The organism is Pseudomonas sp. LBUM1645, from assembly GCF_059716185.1.
On record NZ_CP166811.1, the window covers coordinates 5,192,419 to 5,216,289 of the forward strand.

Annotated in this window: 23 protein-coding genes and 1 pseudogene; 6 read left to right on the forward strand and 18 right to left on the reverse strand. The window is 58.8% G+C overall.

Going from position 1 to position 23,871, the window contains the following annotated elements; translation table 11 throughout:
• Nucleotides 1-45: 45 nt before the first annotated feature.
• Genes purM through ACA079_RS23435 form a run of 3 tightly spaced genes read left to right on the forward strand, consistent with a single transcriptional unit; the run spans nt 46 to nt 2,476 of the window.
• Nucleotides 46-1,104 (forward strand): phosphoribosylformylglycinamidine cyclo-ligase, encoded by a 1,059-nt coding sequence (gene purM / locus ACA079_RS23425; RefSeq protein ID WP_008148639.1) that lies wholly within the window; start codon nt 46-48, stop codon nt 1,102-1,104.
• A complete protein-coding gene (gene purN, locus ACA079_RS23430; RefSeq protein ID WP_008148637.1) occupies nt 1,104-1,754 on the forward strand; it encodes a phosphoribosylglycinamide formyltransferase in 651 nt (216 codons plus the stop codon). The genes purM and purN overlap by 1 nt, the downstream gene beginning before the upstream one ends.
• A gap of 8 nt (nt 1,755-1,762) precedes the next feature.
• Entirely contained in the window at nt 1,763-2,476 is a 714-nt protein-coding gene (locus ACA079_RS23435) for a DUF3108 domain-containing protein (RefSeq protein ID WP_056744016.1), read from the forward strand.
• Nucleotides 2,477-2,539: 63 nt separating this feature from the next.
• Here ACA079_RS23435 and ACA079_RS23440 read toward each other — a convergent pair whose 3' ends face one another.
• The 4 genes and pseudogenes from ACA079_RS23440 to ACA079_RS23455 all read right to left on the reverse strand — a co-directional run.
• Nucleotides 2,540-3,718, reverse strand: coding sequence for a trans-sulfuration enzyme family protein (locus tag ACA079_RS23440; protein WP_497701115.1), 1,179 nt, complete (start codon nt 3,716-3,718; stop codon nt 2,540-2,542).
• The gene (locus ACA079_RS23445) at nt 3,715-5,091 is read right to left on the reverse strand and encodes a pyridoxal-phosphate dependent enzyme (protein WP_497701116.1); all 1,377 of its coding nucleotides are present in this window, start codon (nt 5,089-5,091) and stop codon (nt 3,715-3,717) included. Before ACA079_RS23445 ends, ACA079_RS23440 begins: the two co-directional genes overlap by 4 nt.
• A gap of 168 nt (nt 5,092-5,259) precedes the next feature.
• A complete protein-coding gene (locus ACA079_RS23450; RefSeq protein WP_497704369.1) occupies nt 5,260-6,123 on the reverse strand; it encodes a methyl-accepting chemotaxis protein in 864 nt (287 codons plus the stop codon).
• A pseudogene (locus ACA079_RS23455) lies at nt 6,115-6,885 on the reverse strand (MCP four helix bundle domain-containing protein); the annotation flags it as partial. The pseudogene ACA079_RS23455 and the gene ACA079_RS23450, both read right to left, overlap by 9 nt.
• Before the next feature lie 252 nt (nt 6,886-7,137).
• Here ACA079_RS23455 and ACA079_RS23460 point away from each other — a divergent pair.
• Together ACA079_RS23460 and ACA079_RS23465 are read left to right on the forward strand one after the other, a co-directional pair.
• On the forward strand, nt 7,138-7,554 hold the full coding sequence (locus ACA079_RS23460; protein WP_497701117.1) for an OsmC family protein: 417 nt from the start codon (nt 7,138-7,140) through the stop codon (nt 7,552-7,554).
• A gap of 61 nt (nt 7,555-7,615) precedes the next feature.
• Nucleotides 7,616-8,479 carry a pirin family protein gene (locus ACA079_RS23465; RefSeq protein WP_497701118.1) on the forward strand — a complete coding sequence of 288 codons (864 nt, stop codon included), beginning with the start codon at nt 7,616-7,618 and terminating at the stop codon, nt 8,477-8,479.
• A gap of 163 nt (nt 8,480-8,642) precedes the next feature.
• Here the strand turns inward: ACA079_RS23465 and ACA079_RS23470 are convergent, their stop codons facing one another.
• The 5 genes from ACA079_RS23470 to ACA079_RS23490 all read right to left on the reverse strand — a co-directional run bounded on the left by ACA079_RS23470 (nt 8,643) and on the right by ACA079_RS23490 (nt 13,660).
• A complete protein-coding gene (locus tag ACA079_RS23470; RefSeq protein ID WP_497701119.1) occupies nt 8,643-9,371 on the reverse strand; it encodes a dienelactone hydrolase family protein in 729 nt (242 codons plus the stop codon).
• Nucleotides 9,372-9,427: 56 nt separating this feature from the next.
• A protein-coding gene (locus ACA079_RS23475) for an IS3 family transposase (RefSeq protein WP_497701120.1) occupies nt 9,428-10,650 on the reverse strand; the annotation gives its coding sequence in 2 pieces (ribosomal slippage) (nt 9,428-10,299 and nt 10,299-10,650; 1,224 coding nt in all).
• Between the two features lie 98 nt (nt 10,651-10,748).
• Entirely contained in the window at nt 10,749-12,653 is a 1,905-nt protein-coding gene (gene htpG / locus ACA079_RS23480) for a molecular chaperone HtpG (RefSeq protein ID WP_095130312.1), read from the reverse strand.
• A gap of 81 nt (nt 12,654-12,734) precedes the next feature.
• Nucleotides 12,735-13,187 (reverse strand): PaaI family thioesterase, encoded by a 453-nt coding sequence (locus ACA079_RS23485; protein WP_497701121.1) that lies wholly within the window; start codon nt 13,185-13,187, stop codon nt 12,735-12,737.
• The gene (locus tag ACA079_RS23490; RefSeq protein ID WP_497701122.1) at nt 13,184-13,660 is read right to left on the reverse strand and encodes a PaaI family thioesterase; all 477 of its coding nucleotides are present in this window, start codon (nt 13,658-13,660) and stop codon (nt 13,184-13,186) included. The genes ACA079_RS23485 and ACA079_RS23490 overlap by 4 nt, the downstream gene beginning before the upstream one ends.
• Before the next feature lie 159 nt (nt 13,661-13,819).
• Here ACA079_RS23490 and ACA079_RS23495 point away from each other — a divergent pair, with 159 nt between their 5' ends.
• Complete coding sequence (locus tag ACA079_RS23495) at nt 13,820-14,053, forward strand: hypothetical protein (RefSeq protein ID WP_415770537.1); 234 nt, start codon at nt 13,820-13,822, stop codon at nt 14,051-14,053.
• A gap of 87 nt (nt 14,054-14,140) precedes the next feature.
• On the opposite strand, the gene ACA079_RS23500 is transcribed toward ACA079_RS23495, so the two are convergent.
• The 9 genes from ACA079_RS23500 to odhB all read right to left on the reverse strand — a co-directional run bounded on the left by ACA079_RS23500 (nt 14,141) and on the right by odhB (nt 23,848).
• The gene (locus ACA079_RS23500; protein WP_497701123.1) at nt 14,141-14,791 is read right to left on the reverse strand and encodes a hypothetical protein; all 651 of its coding nucleotides are present in this window, start codon (nt 14,789-14,791) and stop codon (nt 14,141-14,143) included.
• Between the two features lie 5 nt (nt 14,792-14,796).
• On the reverse strand, nt 14,797-15,669 hold the full coding sequence (locus ACA079_RS23505; RefSeq protein ID WP_497701124.1) for a hypothetical protein: 873 nt from the start codon (nt 15,667-15,669) through the stop codon (nt 14,797-14,799).
• A 93-nt stretch (nt 15,670-15,762) separates the two neighbouring features.
• On the reverse strand, nt 15,763-16,164 hold the full coding sequence (locus ACA079_RS23510) for an MAPEG family protein (RefSeq protein WP_497701125.1): 402 nt from the start codon (nt 16,162-16,164) through the stop codon (nt 15,763-15,765).
• Entirely contained in the window at nt 16,164-16,901 is a 738-nt protein-coding gene (locus ACA079_RS23515) for a DUF599 domain-containing protein (protein ID WP_497701126.1), read from the reverse strand. The genes ACA079_RS23510 and ACA079_RS23515 overlap by 1 nt, the downstream gene beginning before the upstream one ends.
• 227 nt (nt 16,902-17,128) lie before the next feature.
• Nucleotides 17,129-18,442, reverse strand: coding sequence for a branched-chain amino acid transport system II carrier protein (brnQ, locus tag ACA079_RS23520; protein ID WP_415770541.1), 1,314 nt, complete (start codon nt 18,440-18,442; stop codon nt 17,129-17,131).
• Nucleotides 18,443-18,832: 390 nt separating this feature from the next.
• The gene (sucD, locus tag ACA079_RS23525; RefSeq protein ID WP_008148605.1) at nt 18,833-19,714 is read right to left on the reverse strand and encodes a succinate--CoA ligase subunit alpha; all 882 of its coding nucleotides are present in this window, start codon (nt 19,712-19,714) and stop codon (nt 18,833-18,835) included.
• Nucleotides 19,714-20,880 (reverse strand): ADP-forming succinate--CoA ligase subunit beta, encoded by a 1,167-nt coding sequence (gene sucC / locus ACA079_RS23530; protein WP_008148602.1) that lies wholly within the window; start codon nt 20,878-20,880, stop codon nt 19,714-19,716. Before sucC ends, sucD begins: the two co-directional genes overlap by 1 nt.
• A gap of 200 nt (nt 20,881-21,080) precedes the next feature.
• The gene (lpdA, locus tag ACA079_RS23535) at nt 21,081-22,517 is read right to left on the reverse strand and encodes a dihydrolipoyl dehydrogenase (protein WP_415770543.1); all 1,437 of its coding nucleotides are present in this window, start codon (nt 22,515-22,517) and stop codon (nt 21,081-21,083) included.
• Nucleotides 22,518-22,627: 110 nt separating this feature from the next.
• A complete protein-coding gene (odhB, locus tag ACA079_RS23540; RefSeq protein WP_010456848.1) occupies nt 22,628-23,848 on the reverse strand; it encodes a 2-oxoglutarate dehydrogenase complex dihydrolipoyllysine-residue succinyltransferase in 1,221 nt (406 codons plus the stop codon).
• Between the last annotated feature and the right edge of the window lie 23 nt (nt 23,849-23,871).

Here is a 23,871-nt window from a genome sequence, read left to right on the forward strand (position 1 = left end):
CTGGACTCGGTCGTTACCCCTGAATCCCCCCTAAAGGCCTGGATCATGAGCAAGCAACCCTCCCTGAGCTACAAGGACGCCGGTGTAGACATCGACGCCGGTGAAGCATTGGTCGAACGCATCAAGAGCGTCGCCAAGCGCACTGCGCGCCCGGAAGTCATGGGCGGCCTGGGCGGTTTCGGCGCCCTCTGCGAAATCCCGGCCGGCTACAAACAGCCCGTGCTGGTTTCCGGCACCGACGGCGTCGGCACCAAGCTGCGCCTGGCACTGAACCTGAACAAGCACGACAGCATCGGCATCGACCTGGTTGCCATGTGCGTGAACGACCTGGTGGTCTGCGGCGCCGAGCCGCTGTTCTTCCTCGACTACTATGCCACCGGCAAACTCAACGTCGAAACCGCGACCCAGGTCGTGACCGGCATTGGCGCTGGCTGTGAATTGTCCGGCTGCTCCCTGGTCGGCGGCGAAACCGCTGAAATGCCTGGCATGTACGAAGGCGAAGACTACGACCTGGCCGGCTTCTGCGTCGGCGTCGTGGAAAAATCCGAAATCATCGACGGCTCCAAAGTCGCTGCCGGCGATGCCCTGCTCGCCCTGCCGTCTTCGGGCCCGCACTCCAACGGCTACTCGCTGATCCGCAAGATCATCGAAGTCTCCGGTGCCGACATCGAAAACATCCAGCTCGACGGCAAACCGCTGACCGACCTGCTGATGGCCCCGACCCGTATCTACGTGAAGCCGCTGCTCAAGCTGATCAAGGAAACCGGCGCGGTCAAAGCCATGGCCCACATCACCGGTGGTGGCCTGCTGGACAACATCCCGCGCGTTCTGCCAAAAGGCGCACAAGCCGTGGTTGACGTTGCGAGCTGGACCCGTCCTGCCGTGTTCGACTGGCTGCAAGAGAAAGGCAACGTTGACGAAAACGAAATGCATCGCGTGCTGAACTGCGGCGTGGGCATGGTTATCTGCGTCGCTCAAGAGCACGTCGAAACCGCCCTGAACGTCCTGCGCGAAGCCGGCGAGCAGCCTTGGGTCATCGGTCAGATCTCCACCGCTGCCGAAGGCGCGGCTCAGGTTGAACTGAAGAACCTCAAGGCTCATTGATGTCCCAGACCTGTGATGTGGTGGTGCTGTTGTCCGGCACCGGCAGTAACTTGCAGGCCTTGATCGACAGCACGCGGACCGGCGACAGCCCGGCCCGCATCGCTGCGGTGATTTCCAACCGCGCCGACGCCTACGGCCTGCAACGCGCCAGGGACGCGGGTATCGACACCCGCACCCTGGATCACAAGGCTTTTGAAGGCCGCGAGGCCTTCGATGCCGCGCTGATCGAACAGATCGACGCGTTCAACCCCAAACTCGTGGTACTGGCCGGTTTCATGCGCATTCTCAGCGCTGACTTCGTGCGCCACTACGCGGGTCGCCTGCTCAACATCCATCCCTCGCTGCTACCCAAATACAAAGGGTTACACACTCATCAGCGCGCGCTGGAGGCCGGCGACACCGAGCACGGCTGCTCTGTGCACTTCGTCACCGAGGAACTCGATGGCGGACCACTGGTCGTACAGGCAGTAATACCGGTAGAGTTGCACGATTCGCCGCAGAGTCTGGCGCAGCGGGTTCATACCCAGGAACACCTGATCTACCCGCTGGCTGTACGCTGGTTTGCCGAAGGTCGTTTATCACTCGGCGAGCAAGGTGCTTTACTGGATGGAAAGTTACTCGCGGCCAGCGGCCACTTGATTCGAACCTAGGAGATTTTATGCGTCGCGCCCTGCTCTTCGCTTGCGCTCTGCTTGCACTGCCATTTGCGCAGGCTGCAGAACTTCAACCTTTCTCCGCCAGCTACACCGCTGACTGGAAGCAGTTGCCCATGAGCGGCACCGCTGAACGCAGCCTGACCAAGCAAGCCAACGGCGCCTGGAAGCTCAGCTTCAAGGCCTCGATGATGATCGCCAGCCTGACCGAAGAAAGCACCCTGACGCTGGACAAGGACACCTTGCTGCCGCAGTCCTATCACTTCGAACGTGGCGGCCTGGGTAAAGCCAAGAAGGCTGACCTGGATTTCGACTGGACCAACAAAATGGTCACCGGCACCGATCGCGGTGACCCGGTCAAGATCCCGCTCAACCGCGGGATGGTCGACAAATCCACTTATCAGCTGGCCCTGCAGCACGACGTGGCCGCTGGCAAGAAAAGCATGAGCTATCAAGTCGTCGACGATGGTGAAGTCGATACCTATGATTTCCGCGTGCTGGGTTCGGAAAAGGTCGACACCAAAGCTGGCCAGATCGATGCAATCAAGGTCGAGCGCGTGCGCGACCCGACACAAAGCAAGCGCATCACCGTCCTGTGGTTCGCCAAGGACTGGGATTACCTGCTGGTTCGTCTGCAACAGGTTGAAACCGACGGCAAGGAGTACAACATCATGCTCCTCGACGGTACGGTCAACGGCAAGGCTGTCAAAGGCAGCTGATCCGGTCCGACACAAAAATCCGGAATCCGATAAGGGTTCCGGATTTTTTTTGCCTGCTGAAACTCAGATCCGCGCCAGCGCCTGTGCCAGGTCGGCGCGCAGGTCTTCGACATCCTCGACCCCCACGGACAATCGCACCAACGCATCGCCGATACCGAGTTGCGCACGGGTGTCTGCGGGGATGGTGGCATGGGTCATGATCGCCGGGTGCTCGATCAGGCTTTCCACCCCGCCCAGGCTCTCGGCCAAGGCAAAGATCCGCACACTCTCGAGGAAGCGCGTGGCACCGGCCAGGTCGCTGTTCAGGTCGAGGGAAATCATCCCGCCGAAACCGCGCATCTGCCGCTGCGCCAGGTCATGCTGCGGGTGCGATGGCAGGCCCGGATAATAGACGCGCGCCACCTGCGGCTGACGCTCCAGCCATTGCGCCAGGTCCAGCGCGTTGTTGCAGTGGCGCTCCATGCGCAGCGCCAGGGTCTTCACGCCGCGCAGGGTGAGGAAAGCGTCGAACGGCCCGGCGATCGCGCCGACTGCGTTCTGCAGGAAGCCCAGACGCTCCGCCAAGTCTGCGTTTTGTCCGACCACCGCGATGCCGCCGATCACGTCGGAGTGGCCATTCAAGTACTTGGTCGTCGAGTGCAGCACGATGTCGAAGCCCAGTTCCAGCGGGCGCTGTATCCATGGGCTGGCAAAGGTGTTGTCGGCCACACAAATGATGCCTCGCTGGCGGCAGATGCGCGCGATGGCAACGAGGTCGGTGAGGCGCAGCAAAGGATTGCTCGGCGTCTCGACCATGACCATCCGCGTGTCGTCTTGCAGCGCCGCTTCGAAGGCCGACAAATCAGTCAGGTCGACAAAGCTGAAGCGATGCCCGGCGCTGCGCCGGCGCACTTTGTCGAACAGGCGGAAAGTACCGCCGTACAGGTCGTTGCCGGAGACGATGTGCGAATCAGCATCGAGCAACTCGAGCACTGTTGAGATCGTCGCCAGCCCGGACGCGAACGCGAAGGCCTGGGTGCCGCCTTCGAGGTCCGCAACACAACGCTCCAGCGCAAAGCGCGTCGGGTTGTGCGAGCGCCCGTAGTCGAAGCCCTTGTGCACTCCGGGGCTCTGCTGCAAATAGGTGGAGTTGGCGTAAATCGGCGGCATCAGCGCCCCGGTGGTAGGGTCGGGCGTTTGCCCGGCATGGATCACTCGGGTGGCGAAGGCACGTGGCACAGCATTTTCATCGTGTTGACTCATGTAAGGGATCTCCGTAGATGAATGAGCATGTCGACTCGAGTAATCAAGCCGTAGAAGCCCGAAGCGTCGGCGATGATCGCCACCAGCCCACGGTCGAGCTCCGCCCGTAGTTCAGCCAGACTGGCGCCTGGAGGCAGGGTTTGCAGCTTATCGGTCATCGCGCTGGCCACGCTCGCGCGAAAGTGCGAAGCATCTTCTTGCATGCCTAGCAGAATGTCGGACTCGTCGATCACACCGACCAGCCGCTGCCCGCCCTCCAGCACCGGAAGTTGCGACACATCAGCCAGGCGCATGCGCTGGAACGCGGTGAGCAGCGTGTCGTCCGGGCCCACGCTGATCACCCGGCCATCCTCGAAGCGCCGTGAGATCAGGTCGCGCAGATCGCCGTAATGTTTGTACTGCAGCAGGCCCTGATCGTTCATCCATTGGTCGTTGTAGACCTTCGACAGGTAGCGCGTGCCGGTGTCGCAGACGAAGCTGACGACTCGCTTCGGCTCGGTCTGCTCGCGGCAATAACGCAGCGCCGCCGCCAGCAGTGTGCCGGTCGAAGAGCCGCCGAGAATGCCTTCGGCGCGCAGCAGTTGGCGGGCATGATCGAAGCTTTCCTCGTCGCTGATCGAGTAGGCGTGGCGCACGCTGGACAGGTCGGCAATCGACGGAATGAAGTCCTCGCCGATGCCCTCCACCGCCCAGGAGCCGGGCGTGCTCATGGTGCCGCTGCGGCTGTATTCGGCCATCACCGAGCCGACCGGATCGGCCAGCACCATGACCAGCTCCGGTTGCACGCGGCGAAAGAAACGGGTGAGCCCGGTCAGTGTGCCGGCCGACCCGACGCCGACAACAATGGCGTCCACATCATGCTGAGTCTGCGCCCAGATCTCCGGCGCGGTGCTGCATTCGTGGGCCAGCGGGTTGGCCGGGTTGTTGAATTGATCGGCGAAGAAGGCGTCGGGAATTTCCTGCGCCAGCCGCGCCGCAACGTCCTGGTAGTAATCGGGATGGCCCTTGCCGACGTCGGAGCGGGTGATGTGCACCTCGGCGCCCATCGCCTTGAGGTGCAAGACCTTCTCGGTGGACATCTTGTCCGGCACCACCAACACCACTCGGTAACCCTTGGCACGGCCGACCAGCGCCAGACCAAGACCGGTGTTGCCGGCGGTGGCCTCGACGATGGTGCCACCGGGGCGCAGGCTGCCATCGCGCTCGGCGGCGTCGATCATCGCCAGGCCGATGCGATCCTTGATCGAGCCGCCGGGGTTCTGTGATTCGAGCTTGAGGAACAGCGTGCACGGGCCGGTATCGAAACGGCTGACGCGCACCAGCGGCGTATTACCGATCAGTTCGAGTACGGCGGGTCGGGAGTCGGTGGGCATGTCGTCACCTCGCTACGCAAATCAGCACTGGATGGACAGCGACCGGCGTCGAATCATTGCGCGCCAGTCGCGGCAAAGTATCGCTTGGACCATAGGCCGGGATGGCGCCACCCGCAACCTTGCACAGCCAGCCGGTAGCGTCGCCGGAACGACAAAGCCGCTCGGCGTTCAGACCGAGAACCGCGCCACCATCGTATTCAGATCGACCGCCAACCGAGACAGCTCCTGGCTCGCCGCACTGGTTTGATTCGCCCCGGCCGACGTCTGCAACGCAAGATCGCGAATGTTCATCAGGTTGCGATCCACCTCACGCGCGACAGCCGCTTGTTCCTCTGAAGCGCTGGCGATTACCAGGTTGCGTTCATTGATCAGGGTAAACGCCGAGGCGATTTCCTCCAGCGCCGTGCCCGCTGCTTTCGCCACTTCCAGGGTCGAACGCGCGCGCGTGTTGCTCTGCTGCATCGAGCTGACCGCAGCATCGGTGCCTTGCTGGATGCCAGTAATCATCTGCTCGATTTCCTGGGTCGATTGCTGCGTCCGGTGCGCCAGCGCCCGCACTTCATCGGCCACCACCGCAAAACCGCGCCCGGCACTCCCGGCCCGCGCCGCTTCGATGGCCGCGTTCAGGGCCAGCAAGTTCGTCTGTTCGGCAATCGAGCGAATCACATCCAGGACTTTGCTGATGCCATAAACCTTCTGCGCCAAGTCCTCGACCTGGGTCGCATTGGCCGTGACATCGTCGGCCAGGGATTCGATGGACAACACGGTCTGATGCACCTGCTCGCGACCGTGCTGGGCGATCCGGTCGGACTCCCGAGACGCTTCGGACGTGGCCACCGCATTGCTCGCGACCTCCTCCACCGCTGCGGTCATCTGATTCACCGCCGTGGCGGCCTGGTCGATTTCCAGGCTCTGCTGATGCAGGCCCCGGGTGGCCTCTTCGGTCACACAACTGAGCTCTTCCGAAGCCGAGGCCAATTGGCTGGATGAGTCGGAGATACGCCGCAGGGTTTCGCGCAAACTCCCCTGCATGCTCTTGAGCGCGTGCAACAGCCGCGCCGGCTCGTCCTTGCCGCTGATGCGGATATCACCGGTGAGATCGCCCCCAGCCACCCCTTCAGCCACCTTCAACGATTGGGAAAGTGGCACAACGATGCTGCGGGTCAGCAGCAGCGCCAGGCCGATGGTCATCAACGCCGTCAGGCCGATCATCACCCCGACCCAGATCCGCGATTGGCTGAACACCTGGCGCCCCGCCTCCGTCGCCAGGTTAGCGTTGTGCTTGTTCAGTTCGATCAATGCGTTGAGGGTGACGGTGATTTCATCGGCCAACGGACTCATCTCGCCATTGAGGATGGCGGCCGCCTCTTCCACCCGTCCCTGAGCAGACAGCGTCATCACCTGCGTCTGGAACTGCAGGTAGTGTTGCTCCGAGGCTTTGAAGCGGTCGAACAGCACACGCTCTTCGGGCAGCACGATCAGCGCGTCATACCGCTGCTGAGGTTCACCCAGGACGCCTTTGAGCTCGTTGAGTTTGCTGACGTTTTGCGCCAGCGCCTGCGGGTCCCGATTGATCAGCAGGCGCATGGTCAATGCCCGCAGCCGCAGCATGTCCTGATTCATCTCCCCGACCGCCATCACGCTGGGCAGCCAGTTGTCATCGACCTGATCGGACTGCGCGCGCATGTTCGACATTTGCAGCAGGGCGAACGCCCCCAATCCAAACACCATCAACGCCAGCAGGCCAAAACCCAGGCCCGCGCGCGGCGCAATATTGAGACTTCTGATACTCATTGTTCTGGTTCCTTCCAAAAGCGCTGCATCAATCCTGCAGCGGGTTGCCTTAGAAGATATCGGTCCTGTGAGATTTTGCGTAAGACGAAAAAGTGATATCAAAACGCCTTACTACTTCGATCGTCGGGCGGTAACGATTCAGCGCACGGCAATGGGCGATCAAGAAAGTGGAACGCGTAACAGGAGGAGCGCTCTATACCTTCAAGGTCTTTTTTGATCGAATGACTTTTCCTGTTGCCTACGAGGTTTCCCATGACTGTCACCGTCAATACCGTCTCCGCCGAAGGTTTTCGTCACAGCGTACAGATCGATGACCATGAACTCTTTGCCGACGTACCGACACTCGCCGGCGGCGAAGGCTCGGCGCCCGAGCCACACGATTACTTCGACGCGGCCCTGGGTGCCTGCAAGGCCCTGACCCTGAAGATGTACGCGAAGAAGAAAGACATCCCGCTGACCGGTGTCACAGTCGAAGTCAAACGTGACAACAGCGAAGAGCTGAAAGGCAAATACGCTCTGCACGTCAAATTGACCCTCAAGGGTGTGCTCACCGACGCTCAGCGCGATGAGCTGCACCGCGTGGCCGACCGTTGCCCGGTCCACAAGTTGATGACCACCACCGACGTCAACATCGAAACGCACCTGTCTGAAGGTGCCTTCAGCCAATAGCGGCAAGGGCTGCGCAAGCGGGTTATGCTCCACGCATTACCCGCTCAGCCTGGAATGCAGCATGAACACTCCGCTCGTGATCCGTCCCCGCGCCGAAGATGTCGAAGGCCAGCCAATTCTTCGCCCGCTGCCGTCAGCCAAATGCCGCAGCGTCGGGCCTTTCGTGTTTTTCGACCACATGCTCGAAACCCGTTATGAGGCGGGAAAAGGCATGAACATCCGTCAGCATCCGCACATTGGTCTGTCGACCCTCACGTACTTGTTCGAAGGAAAAATCCAGCACAAGGACAGCCTCGGCTCAGACCAAGTGGTGGACGCCGGCGATGTCAGCTGGATGACGGCGGGCAGCGCGATTGCCCACGTCGAGCGCACGCCTGAGGCGTTGAAGGACAGCGGCTTCACGATGCATGGTTTGCAGATTTGGCTGGCCTCACCAAAAGATAAAGAGCACGGCCCCGGACACTACAGTCACCATCCGGCGGCCACGCTGCCGGTCAGCGATAACCTGGGAGTGAAGATCCGGATGATTGCCGGGTCAGGCTTTTGCCTGGAATCACCAGTCCCGGTGCTTTCTCCTACGCTGTATGCCGAATTGAACCTGCAAACGGCGACCACATTGCTGATTCCAACCGAGCATGAAGAGCGGGCGTTGTATGTGCTGGACGGCGATGTGCAACTGGATGGCGAGCTGATAGAACCGCATTCGCTGGTGGTGTTGCCGGTCGGGGAAGAGATGACGCTGTTCGCTGAAAGCGACTGTCATGCCGTGCTGTTTGGTGGTGCGCCGCTGGATGGGCCGCGGCGGATCAACTGGAATTTTGTTGCGAGCGATCCGGCGTTGATCGATGAAGCGCGACGACGCTGGGCGGCCGGGGATTGGCCGACGGTGCCGGGGGAAAGTGAGCGGATTGAGTTGCCGCGGTAAATCCACCCCTCTCCCCAGAGAGGAGAGGGGGAAAGGGAGCAGATCGGGGGCTTTTCAAACCTGAGTGCGACTCGATTTTTCAGGTCGATGTAACTCGAAAGCCCCCCTCGGTCAGTCCCCTCTCCCTCCGGGAGAGGGTTAGGGTGAGGGAAGCTTTTCGCTCTTAGCCTTTAAACACTTCATCCAGCAAGTTGTGCATCGAGGTAAACGCACGCCCCGCCGTCTTCGCGTCATACATCATCATGCCCGGCACATTGGCATGCGGATCGGTGAAGGAATGCACCGCGCCGCCGTAGCTCAGCAGTTGCCAATCCACGCCCGCCGCGTTCATCTCATCTTCAAACGCCGGCAGTTGGTCTTTCGGCACCAATGGATCGGATGCGCCGTGCAGCACCAACACCGAGCCTTTGATGTTTTTGGCGTCCGCCGGATTCGGCGTATCGAGCGAGCCATGGAACGACACCGCCGCTTTCACTGGCGCACCAGTGCGGGCCAACTCCAGCGTACAGCAACCGCCGAAGCAGAAACCGAAGGTCGCCAGTTTCGAGCTATCGACCGCTGCTTCGTCCTGGATTTGCAGCTGATCGAACGCTGCTTGCATGCGTTTGCGCAACAACGGGCGGTCATGCTTGAGCGGCATCATGGCTGCACCTGCCTCGTCGCCGTTCTGCGGACGGACCGACTGACCGTAGAGGTCCGCGATCAGCACCACATAACCCTTGGACGCCACGGACTTGGCGATCTCCTCGGCACCGGCGCTGACGCCCATCCAGTTCGGCGCCATTAACAACCCCGGGCGCGGGCCTTTATGGTCAGCGTCAAAGGCGAGGCGGCTTTCATACGACTGGCCATCAATCTTATAAGCGACGGAACGAACAATGATCTGGCTCATGATTAACTCCCAGTAAAAGACACCATGTCTAGTCCTGAAATAGGTTTACACCTGTTTCACCCCAACGCCCGATGCACCGCATCGGGCGTTTTGTATTTTAAGGACAGGTGCGGCCGTTCCTGGTTGTAGATCCTGACCGCCTCTCGCACCATCTGCGTGGCCTGCGCGAAATCCGCAGGTCGGTGGATCAAGAACTCTGTTTTCAAGATGCCGTTGACCCGCTCGGCCAAGGCGTTTTGGTAGCAGTCGTAGCCGTCGGTCATCGAGCAAGTGATGCCATGTTTTACGTGCACTTCTTGATAAAGGGCCGAGCAGTACTGCGCGCCTCGATCCGAGTGATGGACTAGCTTCTGAACGCTTCGACGTCGCTTCAACGCCATTCGAAAGGCTTGCACCACGGAGTTGGTGTGCAGACTTTCGTGCACGTGATAGCCGACTATTTTTCTCGAAAAGGCATCCGTCACCAAACTCAAATAGGCAACGCTATCACGGGTAGGCAGGTACGTAATATCGGCCACCCAGACCTGTTCCGGGCCGGTAGCGACTATTTGTTCCGGGCTTGGTTTCAGCAGATTAGGGTGTCGGCGGAAGCGATGATGGCTGTCGGTCGTCTTGTGATACGCCCGTTTTCGGCGGACCAACTGGCGGCTTTCCCGCAAAACCGCGAACAGACGATCCCGGCCAACATGGAGCGCCTGTTGCTCACGCTGCTCATGCATCATCGAATGCAGCTTCCGAGTGCCGATGCACGGTTGGCGGGCACGGATCTTCTGTACAAACGTTATGAGCTGCTGATCCTGGTCGGCCCGATCCCGGTAGACCCGGTTGCGTTTGTAATAGGCCTGACGGCTTATCCCCATAAATTGGCAAGCCTTGCTGACACTCAGAGTTTGGGTTTGCGCAACGACTTGCCGGGTCGCTTTTTTACAATAGATACGCCGTAGTCATTCTTCAGAACATCGACCACGGCTTCAAAGAATTGGGCTTTCTGATTTGCCAGCGCCAGTTGTTCCTCGAGTTCTTTGATTCGTTGCTCGGGAGTCATTGGCAAGGTTGGCTCGTCCATAGGTCTGATCCTCTGGGAGCGAATGGAGGCGCCTTGGCTCCAGTCCTGGCGACCATGTTTGCGTAACCAAACCAACACCGTCGACCGACCCTGAATCCCATAGCGCCGCTGAGCCTCTTTATAACTCAACTCGCCTTTTTCGACCTGGTCGACAACCGATAATTTAAAAGCCAGCGTGTAATCACGCTGACTTCGCTTCGTGCCCGTGTCCATTGCACCTTCCTGATAAGAAGCCAGAAGGTGTAAACCTTATTCAGGACGGGACACCAGAATAAAAAAAACCCGCCGAAGCGGGTTTTTGTACAACGCAGTTAAACCGACAGTTCAACCAGCAGCTTGTTGAGACGGCGCACGTAGGCGGCCGGGTCTTTCAAGCTGTCGCCGGCGGCCAGGGCCGCCTGATCGAAGAGAATGTGCGACAGGTCGCCGAAGCGTTCGTCGCTCTGCTCGTTGTCGAGCTTCTCGATCAGCGGGTGAGCCGGGTTGAATTCGAAGATAGGCTTCGATTCAGGAACCTTCTGACCGCTGGCTTCCAGGATCTGACGCATCTGCATGCCCAGGTCCTGCTCGCCGATGGCCAGAATCGCCGGGGAATCGGTCAGACGGTGCGAAACCCGCACTTCAGCAACGGAGTCGCCCAGTGCAGTTTTCAGACGCTCAACCAGACCTTCTTTGGACTTGGCGACTTCTTCCGCAGCTTTCTTGTCTTCTTCCGAATCCAGGTTGCCCAGGTCCAGGTCACCGCGCGCCACGTCGACAAAGCTCTTGCCGTCGAAGTCGCTGAGGTAGCTCATCAGCCACTCGTCGATGCGGTCGGTCAGCAGCAGCACTTCGATGCCTTTCTTGCGGAAGACTTCCAGGTGCGGGCTGTTTTTGACTTGCGCGTAGGTTTCGCCGGTCAGGTAGTAAATCTTGTCCTGACCTTCCTTGGCGCGAGCCAGGTATTCGGCCAGACCCACCACTTGCTCGCCTTCATCACCGTTGGTCGATGCGAAACGCAGCAGGCCAGCGATTTTCTCTTTGTTGGCGAAGTCTTCTGCCGGGCCTTCTTTCATGACCTGGCCAAAGTTTTTCCAGAAGCTTTTGTATTGCTCAGGCTCGTTCTTCGCCAGCTTTTCCAGCATGTCGAGAACGCGCTTGGTCAGCGCCGACTTCATGGAATCGATGATCGGGTCTTTCTGCAGGATTTCCCGCGACACGTTCAGCGACAGGTCGTTGGAATCGACCACGCCTTTGATGAAGCGCAGGTACAGCGGCAGGAACGACTCTGCCTGATCCATCACGAACACGCGCTGCACGTACAGCTTCAGGCCTTTCGGCGCTTCACGCTGGTACAGATCGAATGGAGCACGGGCCGGCACGTAGAGCAGCGAGCTGTATTCAAGCTTGCCTTCGACCTTGTTGTGGCTCCAGCTCAGCGGGTTTTCGAAGTCGTGAGCGACGTGCTTGTAGAACTCCTGGTATTCCTCGTCCTTGATCTCGGTACGCGGACGGGTCCACAGGGCGCTGGCGCGGTTGACGGTTTCCCATTCAACGGCCGGCTGCTCTTCGCCTTCAACGGCTGCCACTTCTTTCGGCAACTCGATCGGCAGAGCGATGTGGTCGGAGTACTTCTTGATGATGTTGCGCAGACGCCAGCCATCGGCGAATTCGTCTTCACCGGACTTCAGGTGCAGGACGATACGGGTGCCGCGCTCGGCTTTATCAACGGTGGCAACTTCAAAATCGCCTTCGCCCTTGGACGACCAGTGCACGCCTTCGCTGGCAGCAGCACCGGCACGACGGCTGAACACGTCGACTTTATCGGCGACGATGAATGCAGAGTAGAAACCCACACCGAATTGACCGATCAGGTGCGAGTCTTTTTTCTGATCGCCGGAGAGATGTTTCATGAAATCGGCAGTGCCGGATTTGGCGATGGTACCCAGGTGGGTGATCGCATCTTCACGGCTCATGCCGATGCCGTTGTCTTCGAGGGTGACGGTTTTAGCGTCCTTGTCGAAGCTCACACGGATTTTCAGTTCGGCGCCACCTTCCAGCAACTCAGGCTTGGACAGGGCTTCGAAACGTAATTTGTCGACAGCGTCAGAGGCGTTCGAGATCAATTCGCGAAGGAAAATTTCCTTGTTGGAATACAGCGAATGGATCATGAGGTGCAGCAGCTGCTTCACCTCGGTCTGGAAGCCCAGGGTTTCCTTTTGAGTTTCCACACTCATGGTCATCAAACTCCAATCAGATGGCAGTGGCCGCGACCTGAAGGGTCGGCGGCGGGTTGTCATCAAAGTTGGGGGCTGAGTTCAGGATTTCAAGGGCTCTTCAATTTTGAAATGGGCGCGGGCCGTGGCAATCGGTTCGACTTCAGTGCTTTGCCAGGCCGTAATCGCAACGTTGGCGACCCGGCGACCCTGCCGGCAAACCTGGCATCTGGCCCAGGTGTCGCGAAACTGCCCGGCGCGCAGATAGTCGAGGGAGAAATCGATGATCTTCGGCACACCCGGCGAACCGGTGAAAATCAGCAGGTGCAGCGCCGCGGACAGCTCCATGAACCCGGCAATCACCCCGCCATGGATCGCCGGCAATAACGGGTTACCAATGTTGTCCTTGTTGGCCGGCAAACGAAACAGCAGATCATCCCCCACCCGCGAACATTCGACGCCGATCAGTTTGGCGTAGGGAATCAGGTGCAACAGCGAGGCGTAGTCGCCCTGCTCATGTGCCTGCTGAAGTTGTTCCTTGAAGGAATCGGTCATTTCGCACCTCCGGCGATGACGCCGCCAAAGCCTTTGGTGCCCTTGATGGCTTTGCCCATGCGCATGAAGGTGCCCACCACATGGGCGATGGGCTGCTCGGGGTCGTCCTGGTAGGCAAAACCGCGAGCAAAGATCACATCCGTGGTCACCCGGTAGCACTGGGCAAAACCGTAGACATCTTTATGCGGCTCGGCGGCGTGCATGTAGTCGATGCGCAGGTCGAGGGTCGGACAAACTTCGAACTCGGGCAGCACGCAGAGGGTGGACATGCCGCAGGCCGTGTCCATCAGCGAGGTCAGCGCCCCGCCATGAATCACGCCGGTTTGCGGGTTGCCAACAATTTGCGGACTGTACGGCAGGATGACGGTTAGTCCTTCGCTGCTGGCGCTGTGAACCCGCAGCCCAAGTACCTGACAATGTCGCAGCGCCGATAGAAATCGTGTAGCGCGCTCAAAAACGGGGTTTTCGACCATTTTGATAAAACTCTTTTAGTGTTCAGGCAACGCACTAGGCGTTTTTAGTAAAAGTTCCCGTCGGAATAATCTTATATATCTGTATGAATTGAGGAACTTAACGCTATGGGCTGTGCTCTTAAGGCCAGTAGATATATTTTCCATAAGGAGAAACACCCCATGCGTAAGACTTTAGCTATTGCCTTGATGTTGACCGCTTCCCTCGGTCTCGCAGCCTGCGATAAAAAATCCGAGGACAAAGCTCAAGATGCTAACCAACATGCCGAGCAAGCTCAGCAAGATATGAGCAAAGCTCAGGATAAAGTGAACGACGCGGCGAAAGAAAACGCCGAAGCTGCCAAAGCTCAGGCTGAATCGAACGAAGCAGCCACAAAAGAAGCACCTAAAAACTAAAACAGTTTTTAGCGTGATAAAGAAAACCCGCCAAGTGCGGGTTTTCTTTTGTCTGTCATTTGCTGTTACACCAACTTTAATCCGACCCTAGTTAGCGGGTGGCTGAAAGGCACAATCGCCGGGATAGCCCGGCCGACCGTCACAGACTTTCAAACAGCCCGCCTCGTTTTTAAACCTTGCACTGACCGATAACGCATACCCGTACTCCGGTGTTAACACGTTGAATGCCGATGCACAGGACGCCTGCGTACTGAAGCGAAAGGTAATGGTTTCGAGACGATCTCGACGATGGAACAACAACGCAAAGGTGTTGCCGCTGTTCCACATGGATTTTCCCGGCACCCGGAAACGATAGTGCTGTTCATCCAGTCGCTGTCCGAACACCCTGGCGTGGCTGCGCCCGGTATCAATGTTGGGCACGGGATAGGGAATCGGCAGCACATAGGGAAGCCCGGCCAGCCCCATATCGACATCCAGCCCTTTCTGGAAAAAAGGCACCTCGATATAAGGGAAACCGCTGTAAGTGATGCGCTCATCGGCATGAAACTGCCCTTGGGAAGGCTTGTAATCAGGGGCCTGAGTGAACGCGACATCAAGCGTCAGCAACGCCTGGCCAGCGTCCAGTTTTTCGGACAAGTAATCCCTGTTGCTCGCGCCATCCTGACTGACACAACCACCCAGCGACACCGCGACACCGATCAGCAGCGAGACGCCACACCCCATTAGTGAATTTTTCATCAGGCTTAGCGCTCGAAAAGGGGCAATGCGGGGCCCAGGCCGCGGCCAACCAGCTCCCACGTGCCGTTTTTGGCCTGCCAGTGGAAGCGAGTTGCAAACCAGGCAATAGTCATATCCCGGGCCAGACGGTGGTTATCCACGCTTGGCACGCCGTCCTTGCGCGCCTGGATTGCCTGGGCGTAAGCGGCCTTTGAAATGTCGGCCAATTCACCGACGTTGGCGTCGGCCGGTAACTGATAGGCAGCGTCAAGGCCGTCCTCACGCCCCGCCACCAATATTTGTCTGGATGTCAGGTACGCCGCCAGCCGATTATCGGGGGACACCGACATCAATGTTCCCCAGACCCTGTCGCCCTTGGCCTTGACCCTTCCGTCGAACCACAGCACCTCGCCAGTGCGGGTATCCAGCGCCCGGCCGGACTCCGCAAACAACAGAAGCTCGTCACGCCCTGCTTGCGGCACGCCCCAGTCGGGAAATTCCAGATTGTTGAGCGGGCTTAATACGCGCGACAAGGGCGTACCGTTCTGCACGCCAATGAGCAGCGTACCGACGCCGCTGGCACCCGAGGTGACCACCAACAGCATCGGTTGACCATTGCTCAGCGCCTTGATCGGCCGCACACCGTTGATTTCCCGGGCACCGACGGGCCAGTAGTTCTGTGAACGAAAGGTGATACGAAACCGCGGCCCAGGCCCCGAGAGACGATCCGGGGAGGCGTAGGTTTGCGGGGCAATCAGAAAATCGCCCAACTGCTGGGGCTCGGGCTCGGTTGGCGCAACGGATGGCGAGGCCTGTGCCTGCGCAATCCCCATCACCAGAACCCACGCCAACCCGCCGAGTCCGCAGCGTAGTGCCTGACACGTTTGAAATCCGTTCAAAAACTGCCTTCCCTGGAAAACTGAAGCCGGACGTTACAACGTCATCGGACGCACAACGACTTACACGCGCTGAAGAGTGACCGGCCTTCCCCGCTAGAGCAACACCGTTCTGAACGTCGGGCTGACCATCAGCAGCAACGAACACACTAGTCCGACGAACCATACCAGGCTCCGCTGCCAGGCCAGATCAACCCAATAGCACAGCAAATAAATGATTCGCGTGATCACGAAGATGATTGCCAGCAAGTCGATCAGCCACCCCGCTGTCTGCGTGGTGTGAGCCATCAACACCCCCACCGCGAAAAGAATGAACGCCTCAAAACAGTTTTGATGAGCCGCCAACGCACGGGCACCAAAGCCTGTCAGTTGCGCCTGTTGCTGGCGCGGCAAGTGGTTGTCATAACCGCCATGGTCATTCATCGCCTTAGCCACGGGAATCTTTGCCACAAAAATCAGCAAGGCACTGATAAACACACACCAGAACGGAATACTCATCAAACAGCCTCTTTAATCGCCTCGGGCAATGGCGCCTCTGTAGGTGTATAGACCATCACGTCGAGAACGTCGGAATGAAACTCCCGGCGATACAACACCAGCACCACCCCAGCACTCATCAACATGAACAACCACGGGCTGACGAACCAGGCCAGCATGGTCATGCCGAAGTAATAGGAGCGCAGTCCGAAGTTGAACTGGTTGGCGGCCATGGAAATGACGCGGGCCGCCCGGGCAGCAAAGGCTTTGCGCTCTTGTTCGGAAACGTGACGCTCACCGACCATAGGCGCCGAGCCCACCAGAATGGCCGCAAAGTTGTACTGGCGCATGCACCAACTGAACGTAAAGAACGCATAGACAAAGACCATCGCCAGGCACAGCAACTTGATCTCCGACATTCCCTGGGATGCCTGCTGCACCATCGGGATATCCGCCAACAACGACACCGCCCTTTCGGAGGCTCCGAGCACCGTGAGAATGCCGGCCAGGATAATCAGTGTGCTGGAGGCGAAGAACGAGGCGTTGCGCTCCAGGTTACCGATCACACTGGCGTCAGCGATGCGGTTGTCGCGCAACAGCATGCGGCGCATCCAGTCTTCGCGATAAAGGTGCAGCACGCTGGCCAGGCACGCGGTGTCGCGGCCCTTCCACGTCGCATAACGGGTGTAGCCGCCCCAGCAGATGGCGAACCAGAGCGCGGCGAGGATGTGGATCATGTTGGCGTGGATGAACGACATGCAGGTCCTTGTGATGTGTTTGTGGATTAGCGAAATTCTTGTGGGAGCGAGCTTGCTCGCGATGGCGGACTATCAGTCGGCATCACTATTGAATGTTATGCCCTCATCGCGAGCAAGCTCGCTCCCACATTAGATTTGTACAAGCCCATAAAAAATGCCCCGTATCGATTGATACGGGGCATTTCCATGTGTGTTCACGACCCGCTTGTGGCGGGCCATGAAGCGGCTTAAGCCAGTGCTTCTTCGCGCTTGCCCAGCATGCGATCGCAAACCACCGCGACAACCAGGGTCATGACCGACGGCACCAGCCAGGCCAGGCCTTGCTCGCTCAGCGGCAGGTGGGACAACTGAGTCGGCATCCAGTCGGCCAGACCCGCGCCCTTGAGGGCGTCGATCAAACCGAAGATGAACGACACCAGCATCACCGGACCGACGATACGACCCTGCTCATGCCAGAAGTCCTTGCAGAAGCTCAGGGCGACCAGGGCAATACACGGCGGGTAGATCGCGGTCAGCACCGGGATCGAGAACGCAATCAGCTTGGTGAGGCCCAGGTTGGACACCAGCAGGGAGAACGCAGCCAGGATGATGACCAATGTCTTGTAGGAAAGCGGCAGCACACGGCTGAAGTATTCGGCGCAGGCGCAGGTCAGACCCACCGCCGTCACCAGACAGGCCAGGGAAATCAGCACCGCCAGAAAACCGCTGCCCAGAGAGCCGAAGGTGTGTTGCACGTAAGCGTGCAATACCGCCGCGCCGTTGGTGGCACCCGCGGCCACTTCATGGCTACCCGAACCGAGACGGAACAGGCTGACGTAAACCAGCGCCAGACCCACGCCGGCAATCAGCCCGGCGATGATCGCGTAACGGGTAATCAACACCGGCGACTCGACGCCACGAGAGCGGATCGCGTTGACAATGACAATGCCAAACACCAGCGCGCCCAGGGTATCCATGGTCAGGTAACCATTGATGAAGCCTTGGGAGAACGGTGCCGCCACGTATTCCGGGGTGGCCACGCCAACATCACCGGCCGGCAATGCAAACGCTGCGATGCCGAGCGCGGCCAGGGCGATGATCTTCAGCGGTGCGAGGAAACGTCCTACGGTATCCAGCAGCCGGCCCGGATAGAGCGAGATGAAGAACACCAGCAGGAAGTACACCGAGCTGTAGAGGAACAGTGCCAGCGGGCTCTCGCCAGTCAGCGGCGCCAAGCCGACTTCGAATGACACGGTGGCGGTGCGCGGTGTCGCGAACAGCGGGCCGACAGCGAGGTAGCACGCGGCCGCCAGCAGGCCACCGGCGACTTTCCCGATCGGGCTACTCAAGGCATCCATGGCACCACCGACCTTGGCCAGGGCGACAACGGTGATCACCGGCAGACCGACCGCGGTGATCAGAAAGCCCAGCGCCGCCATCCAGACATTTGGACCGGACTGCAGACCGACGATAGGCGGGAAGATGATGTTGCCAGCCCCGACAAACAGGGCAAACGTCATAAAACCAAGTGCCAGGATGTCCTGGCCTTTCAACACTTTCATTAAGGAAATACCACACTACTGAATCGGAATTTAGAGAGGGATTTCCCTGAGGGGTGAGGGAAATGCTGTCGGTCCGTATAGGACTGACCCGTTTAGCGCGTAGCAACCTTGTGGGTCGCGGACGCAAAAATGGCTGCTAGCCTAACGAATTTGCCCGACAAACGCACTGTTAGGGTGCGATCTATCCGATACGCGACATTTCCGTGTCGCGTTTACATATATAAAGGTCAAAAGATCGCAGCCTCGTTGCACTCGACAGCTCCTACAAGGTTTTGTGTTGCCTGTAGGAGCTGTCGAGTGCAACGAGGCTGCGATCTTTTAATCTTCAGAAACGACAAAGGCCACCCGAAGGTGGCCTTTGTTTGGTGAAGCGTCAGATAAGCGCGAGGCTTACTTGATCGCCCAACCGGTCAGCTCGGACAAAGCCTTGCCGATGTCTGCCAGCGAACGCACGGTTTTAACGCCTGCGTCTTCCAGGGCAGCAAACTTCTCGTCTGCAGTGCCTTTGCCGCCAGAGATGATTGCGCCAGCATGGCCCATGCGCTTGCCCGCAGGGGCAGTCACACCAGCGATGTAGGAAACAACCGGCTTGGTCACGTGTGCCTTGATGTAGGCAGCCGCTTCTTCTTCAGCCGAACCGCCGATCTCACCGATCATAACGATCGCTTCGGTCTTCGGGTCTTCCTGGAACAACTTCAGGATGTCGATGAAGTTCGAGCCTGGGATCGGGTCACCGCCGATGCCGACGCAAGTCGACTGACCGAAACCGGCGTCAGTAGTCTGCTTCACAGCTTCGTAGGTCAGGGTGCCGGAACGGGAAACGATACCGACCTTGCCTGGCAAGTGAATGTGACCTGGCATGATGCCGATCTTGCATTCGCCTGGGGTGATCACGCCTGGGCAGTTAGGGCCGATCAGGACTACGCCCAGCTCGTCGCACTTAACTTTAGCGTCCAGCATGTCCAGGGTAGGAATGCCTTCGGTGATGCAGACGATCAGCTTGATGCCGCCGAATGCTGCTTCCAGGATGGAGTCCTTGCAGAAAGGAGCTGGAACGTAGATCACGCTGGCGGTGGCGCCAGTGGCAGCTACAGCATCTTTCACGGTGTTGAACACTGGCAGACCCAGGTGCTCGGTGCCGCCTTTACCAGGAGTTACGCCACCAACCATCTTGGTGCCGTATTCGATGGCTTGCTGGGTGTGGAAACTACCTTGCGAACCGGTAATACCCTGGCAGATAACTTTGGTGTCTTTATTGATCAGGACGCTCATTATTTGCCCTCCGCAGCTTTGACAACTTGTTGAGCAGCGTCGGTCAGGCTGGTAGCAGCGATGATGTTCAAACCGCTTTCTGCCAGTACTTTAGCGCCCAGCTCAGCGTTGTTGCCTTCAAGGCGAACAACAACCGGGATTTTCACGCCGACTTCTTTCACAGCGCCGATGATGCCTTCGGCAATCATGTCGCAACGAACGATGCCGCCGAAGATGTTGACCAGTACTGCAGCGACGTTAGTGTCGGACAGGATGATCTTGAACGCTTCGGTAACGCGTTCTTTGGTAGCACCGCCGCCCACGTCGAGGAAGTTGGCTGGTTTGCCGCCATGCAGGTTGACGATGTCCATGGTACCCATGGCCAGGCCAGCACCGTTGACCATGCAACCGATGTTGCCTTCCAGTGCTACGTAGTTCAGTTCGAACTTGGCAGCGTGCGCTTCGCGCGGATCGTCTTGCGACGGATCGTGGAAAGTCTTCAGCTTAGGCTGACGGTACATGGCGTTGGCGTCGATGTTGATCTTGGCGTCGAGGCAATGCAGATCGCCGTCAGCCTTGATCACCAGCGGGTTCACTTCCAGCAGAGCCAGGTCGTGATCCTTGAACAGCTTGGCCAGACCTACGAAGATCTTGGCGAACTGAGCAACTTGCTTGCCTTCCAGACCCAGCTGGAATGCCAGCTCGCGACCCTGGAATGGCTGAGCGCCAACCAGTGGATCGATAGTGGCCTTGAGGATTTTCTCAGGGGTGTCGTGAGCGATTTTCTCGATGTCCACGCCACCTTCGGTGGAAGCCATGAACACGATGCGACGGCTCGAACGGTCAACGACAGCGCCCAGGTACAGCTCTTTAGCGATATCAGTGCACGATTCAACCAGGATCTTGGTGACTGGCTGACCATTGGCATCAGTCTGGTAAGTCACCAGACGCTTGCCCAACCACTGTTGAGCGAATGCTTTGGCGTCTTCTTTGCTGCGAACCAGCTTAACGCCGCCCGCTTTACCGCGACCACCTGCGTGAACCTGGGCTTTGACAACCCATTCGGTCCCGCCGATTTTGTCGCACGCTTCTGCTGCTGCTTCCGGGGTGTCTACGGCGAAACCCTGGGATACTGGCAGGCCGTATTCAGCGAACAGCTGCTTACCCTGATACTCGTGAAGATTCATGCTTATTACCGTCTTCGTTAGGTACTGCGCATTCGGTGCTGCACTTGTTCAAGTGCCGCACCACCTGTGACTGCTGCTTGCGTAGGTGTTCCGGATAACCGGTGAGACTACGCAAGGCTGCGTCCGGCGGACATTCCGCGGTGAGTCTTGCACGCAAGGCTCACGACGGGCCTTCCGCCGTGGTTTCTTATTGTCTTGTCTTAACGCTTCTTGCGGTTGGCAATGTGGATGGCGCCGCCATTCACAGCCAAAGCTGCTTCGTGCAAGGCTTCGGACAGGGTCGGATGGGAGAAAACCATCATGCCCAGGTCTTCAGCGCTGGTGCCGAATTCCATACCGATCGCGCCCTGCTGAACCAGTTCTGCAGCGCTCGGGCCAATCACGTGGACGCCCAATACGCGGTCAGTCTTGGCATCAGCAATGACTTTCACGAAACCGCCGGTATCGTTGGCTGCCATGGCACGGCCACTGGCTGCGAACGGGAAAGTGCCGACGTTAACTTCAACGCCTTCAGCTTTCAAGACCTGCTCGGTTTTGCCGACCCACGCGATTTCCGGGTGAGTATAAATAACAGACGGGATCAGGTCATAGTTGATTTGGGCTTTGTGGCCCTTGATGCGCTCAACCACCATGATGCCTTCTTCGGACGCCTTGTGCGCCAGCATCATGCCGCGAACCACGTCGCCGATCGCGTAAACGCCCGGCACGCTGGTCGCGCACTGGTCGTCAACGAAAACGAAACCGCGTTCGTCGATGTTCACACCGCTGTCAGATGCCAGCAGTTCGGTGGTCACTGGACGGCGACCAACGGCAACGATCAGCTTGTCGAAGGTGATGTTCTGTTCGCCATTGGCATCGGTGTAGTTCACGACAACTTCGTTGCCGTTCACTTTGGAACCGGTGACGCGAGCGCCCAGCTTGATGTCCAGACCTTGTTTGGTCAGGGTCTTGTAGGCTTCTTTGGAAACGGCGTCGTCAGCCGCTGGCAGGAACTTCTCCAGCGCTTCCAGAACAACCACTTCGGAACCCAGACGGGACCAGACCGAACCCAGTTCCAGGCCGATCACGCCAGCGCCGATCACGCCCAGACGCTTAGGTACCGATTGGAATTCCAGCGCGCCAGTCGAATCGACGATCACGTTCTGGTCAACCGGAGCCGGTGGAATGTCGATCGGACGCGAGCCCGAAGCCAGAATCACGTTCTCGGCTTCGATGATTTCGACGGTGCCGTCTGGCTTGGTCAGTTCGACTTTCTTGCCGGCCAGCAGTTTGCCGTGGCCTTGCAGGGAAGTAACGCCGTTTGCCTTGAACAGGGTGGCAACGCCAGAGGTCAGGCCTTTGACGATGTTGGCTTTACGGCCAACCATTGCCGCCACGTCCATGGTCACGCCAGCGTGATTGATACCGTGGATCGCGAAGCCTTCTTTGGCTTCCTTGTATTTCCAGGAGCTGTCCAGCAGCGCCTTGGATGGAATGCAGCCGACGTTCAGGCAAGTACCGCCGAGGGCCAGTTTGCCTTCCTTGTCGGTGTATTTCTCGATGCAGGCAGTGGAGAGGCCCAGTTGCGCTGCTTTAATGGCAGCCACGTAGCCGCCAGGGCCCGCGCCAATCACTACCACGTCGAATTTCTGAGTCATGTGTCATTCCTTCTCGAATCAAACCGGACGGCCCCTTTTGAGGACCGTCGTGGGACGAAGCTGGTCATTACAGGAGGGCCGTCCATCACTGGGCGGCCCGTGCAACGAAATCAGATATCCAGCAGCAAACGAGCCGGGTCTTCCAGCAGGTTCTTGATGGTAACCAGGAAGGTCACAGCTTCTTTGCCATCGATCAGACGGTGATCGTAGGACAGAGCGAGGTACATCATCGGACGGATAACAACCTGACCGTTGATCGCCATAGGACGCTGCAGAATGTTGTGCATGCCCAGGATGGCCGCTTGCGGCGGGTTGACGATCGGGGTCGACATCATCGAACCGAAAGTACCACCGTTAGTGATGGTGAAAGTACCGCCGGTCATCTCGTCCATCGACAGTTTGCCGTCACGAGCCTTCTTGCCGAAGGTGGCGATGCCGCCTTCGATTTCAGCCAGGCTCATCAGTTCGGCGTTACGCAGAACAGGAACAACCAGACCGCGGTCGCTGGAAACAGCAACACCGACGTCAGCGTAGCCGTGGTAAACGATGTCAGCACCGTCGATCGACGCGTTGACGGCCGGGAAGCGTTTCAGCGCTTCGGTGGCAGCCTTGACGAAGAACGACATGAAGCCCAGGCGCACGCCATTGTGGGACTTCTCGAACAGGTCCTTGTACTTCGAACGCAGGGCCATGACTTCGGTCATGTCGACTTCGTTGAAAGTGGTCAGCATCGCCATGTTCGATTGTGCTTCAACCAGACGCTTGGCAACGGTGGCCCGCACGCGGGTCATCGGTACGCGCTTCTCGATGCGATCGCCGGCAGCGAACACTGGAGCAGCGGCAGCAGGAGCAGCAGCCTTGGCAGGCGCGGCAGCCGGAGCGGCTTTCTTGGCAGCTACAGCGGCAACAACGTCTTCCTTGGTCACACGACCGCCTTTGCCAGTGCCGGCAACGGAAGCGATGTTGATACCGTTTTCTTCAGCCAGCTTGCGAGCAGCCGGTGCAGCAACAGGATCATCTTCGCCTTCAGCGGCAGGAGCAGCAGCTTGTGCAGCGGCCGGAGCAGCGGCAGCAGCTGGAGCGGCAGCAGCGCCGCCCGCTTCGATGGAGCCCAGGACTTCGTCGGACAGAACGGTGTCGCCTTCGTTCTTGACGATAGCGCCCAGCACGCCGTCAGCGGTGGCCAACACTTCCAATACGACTTTGTCAGTTTCGATGTCGACGATCAGGTCATCGCGCTTGACGGCGTCGCCCGGCTTTTTGTGCCAGGTGGCAACGGTGCCATCGGCAACCGATTCCGGGAAAGTGGGGGCTTTGATTTCGATAGCCATTATCTGTGGGTCCTTAAATTCGG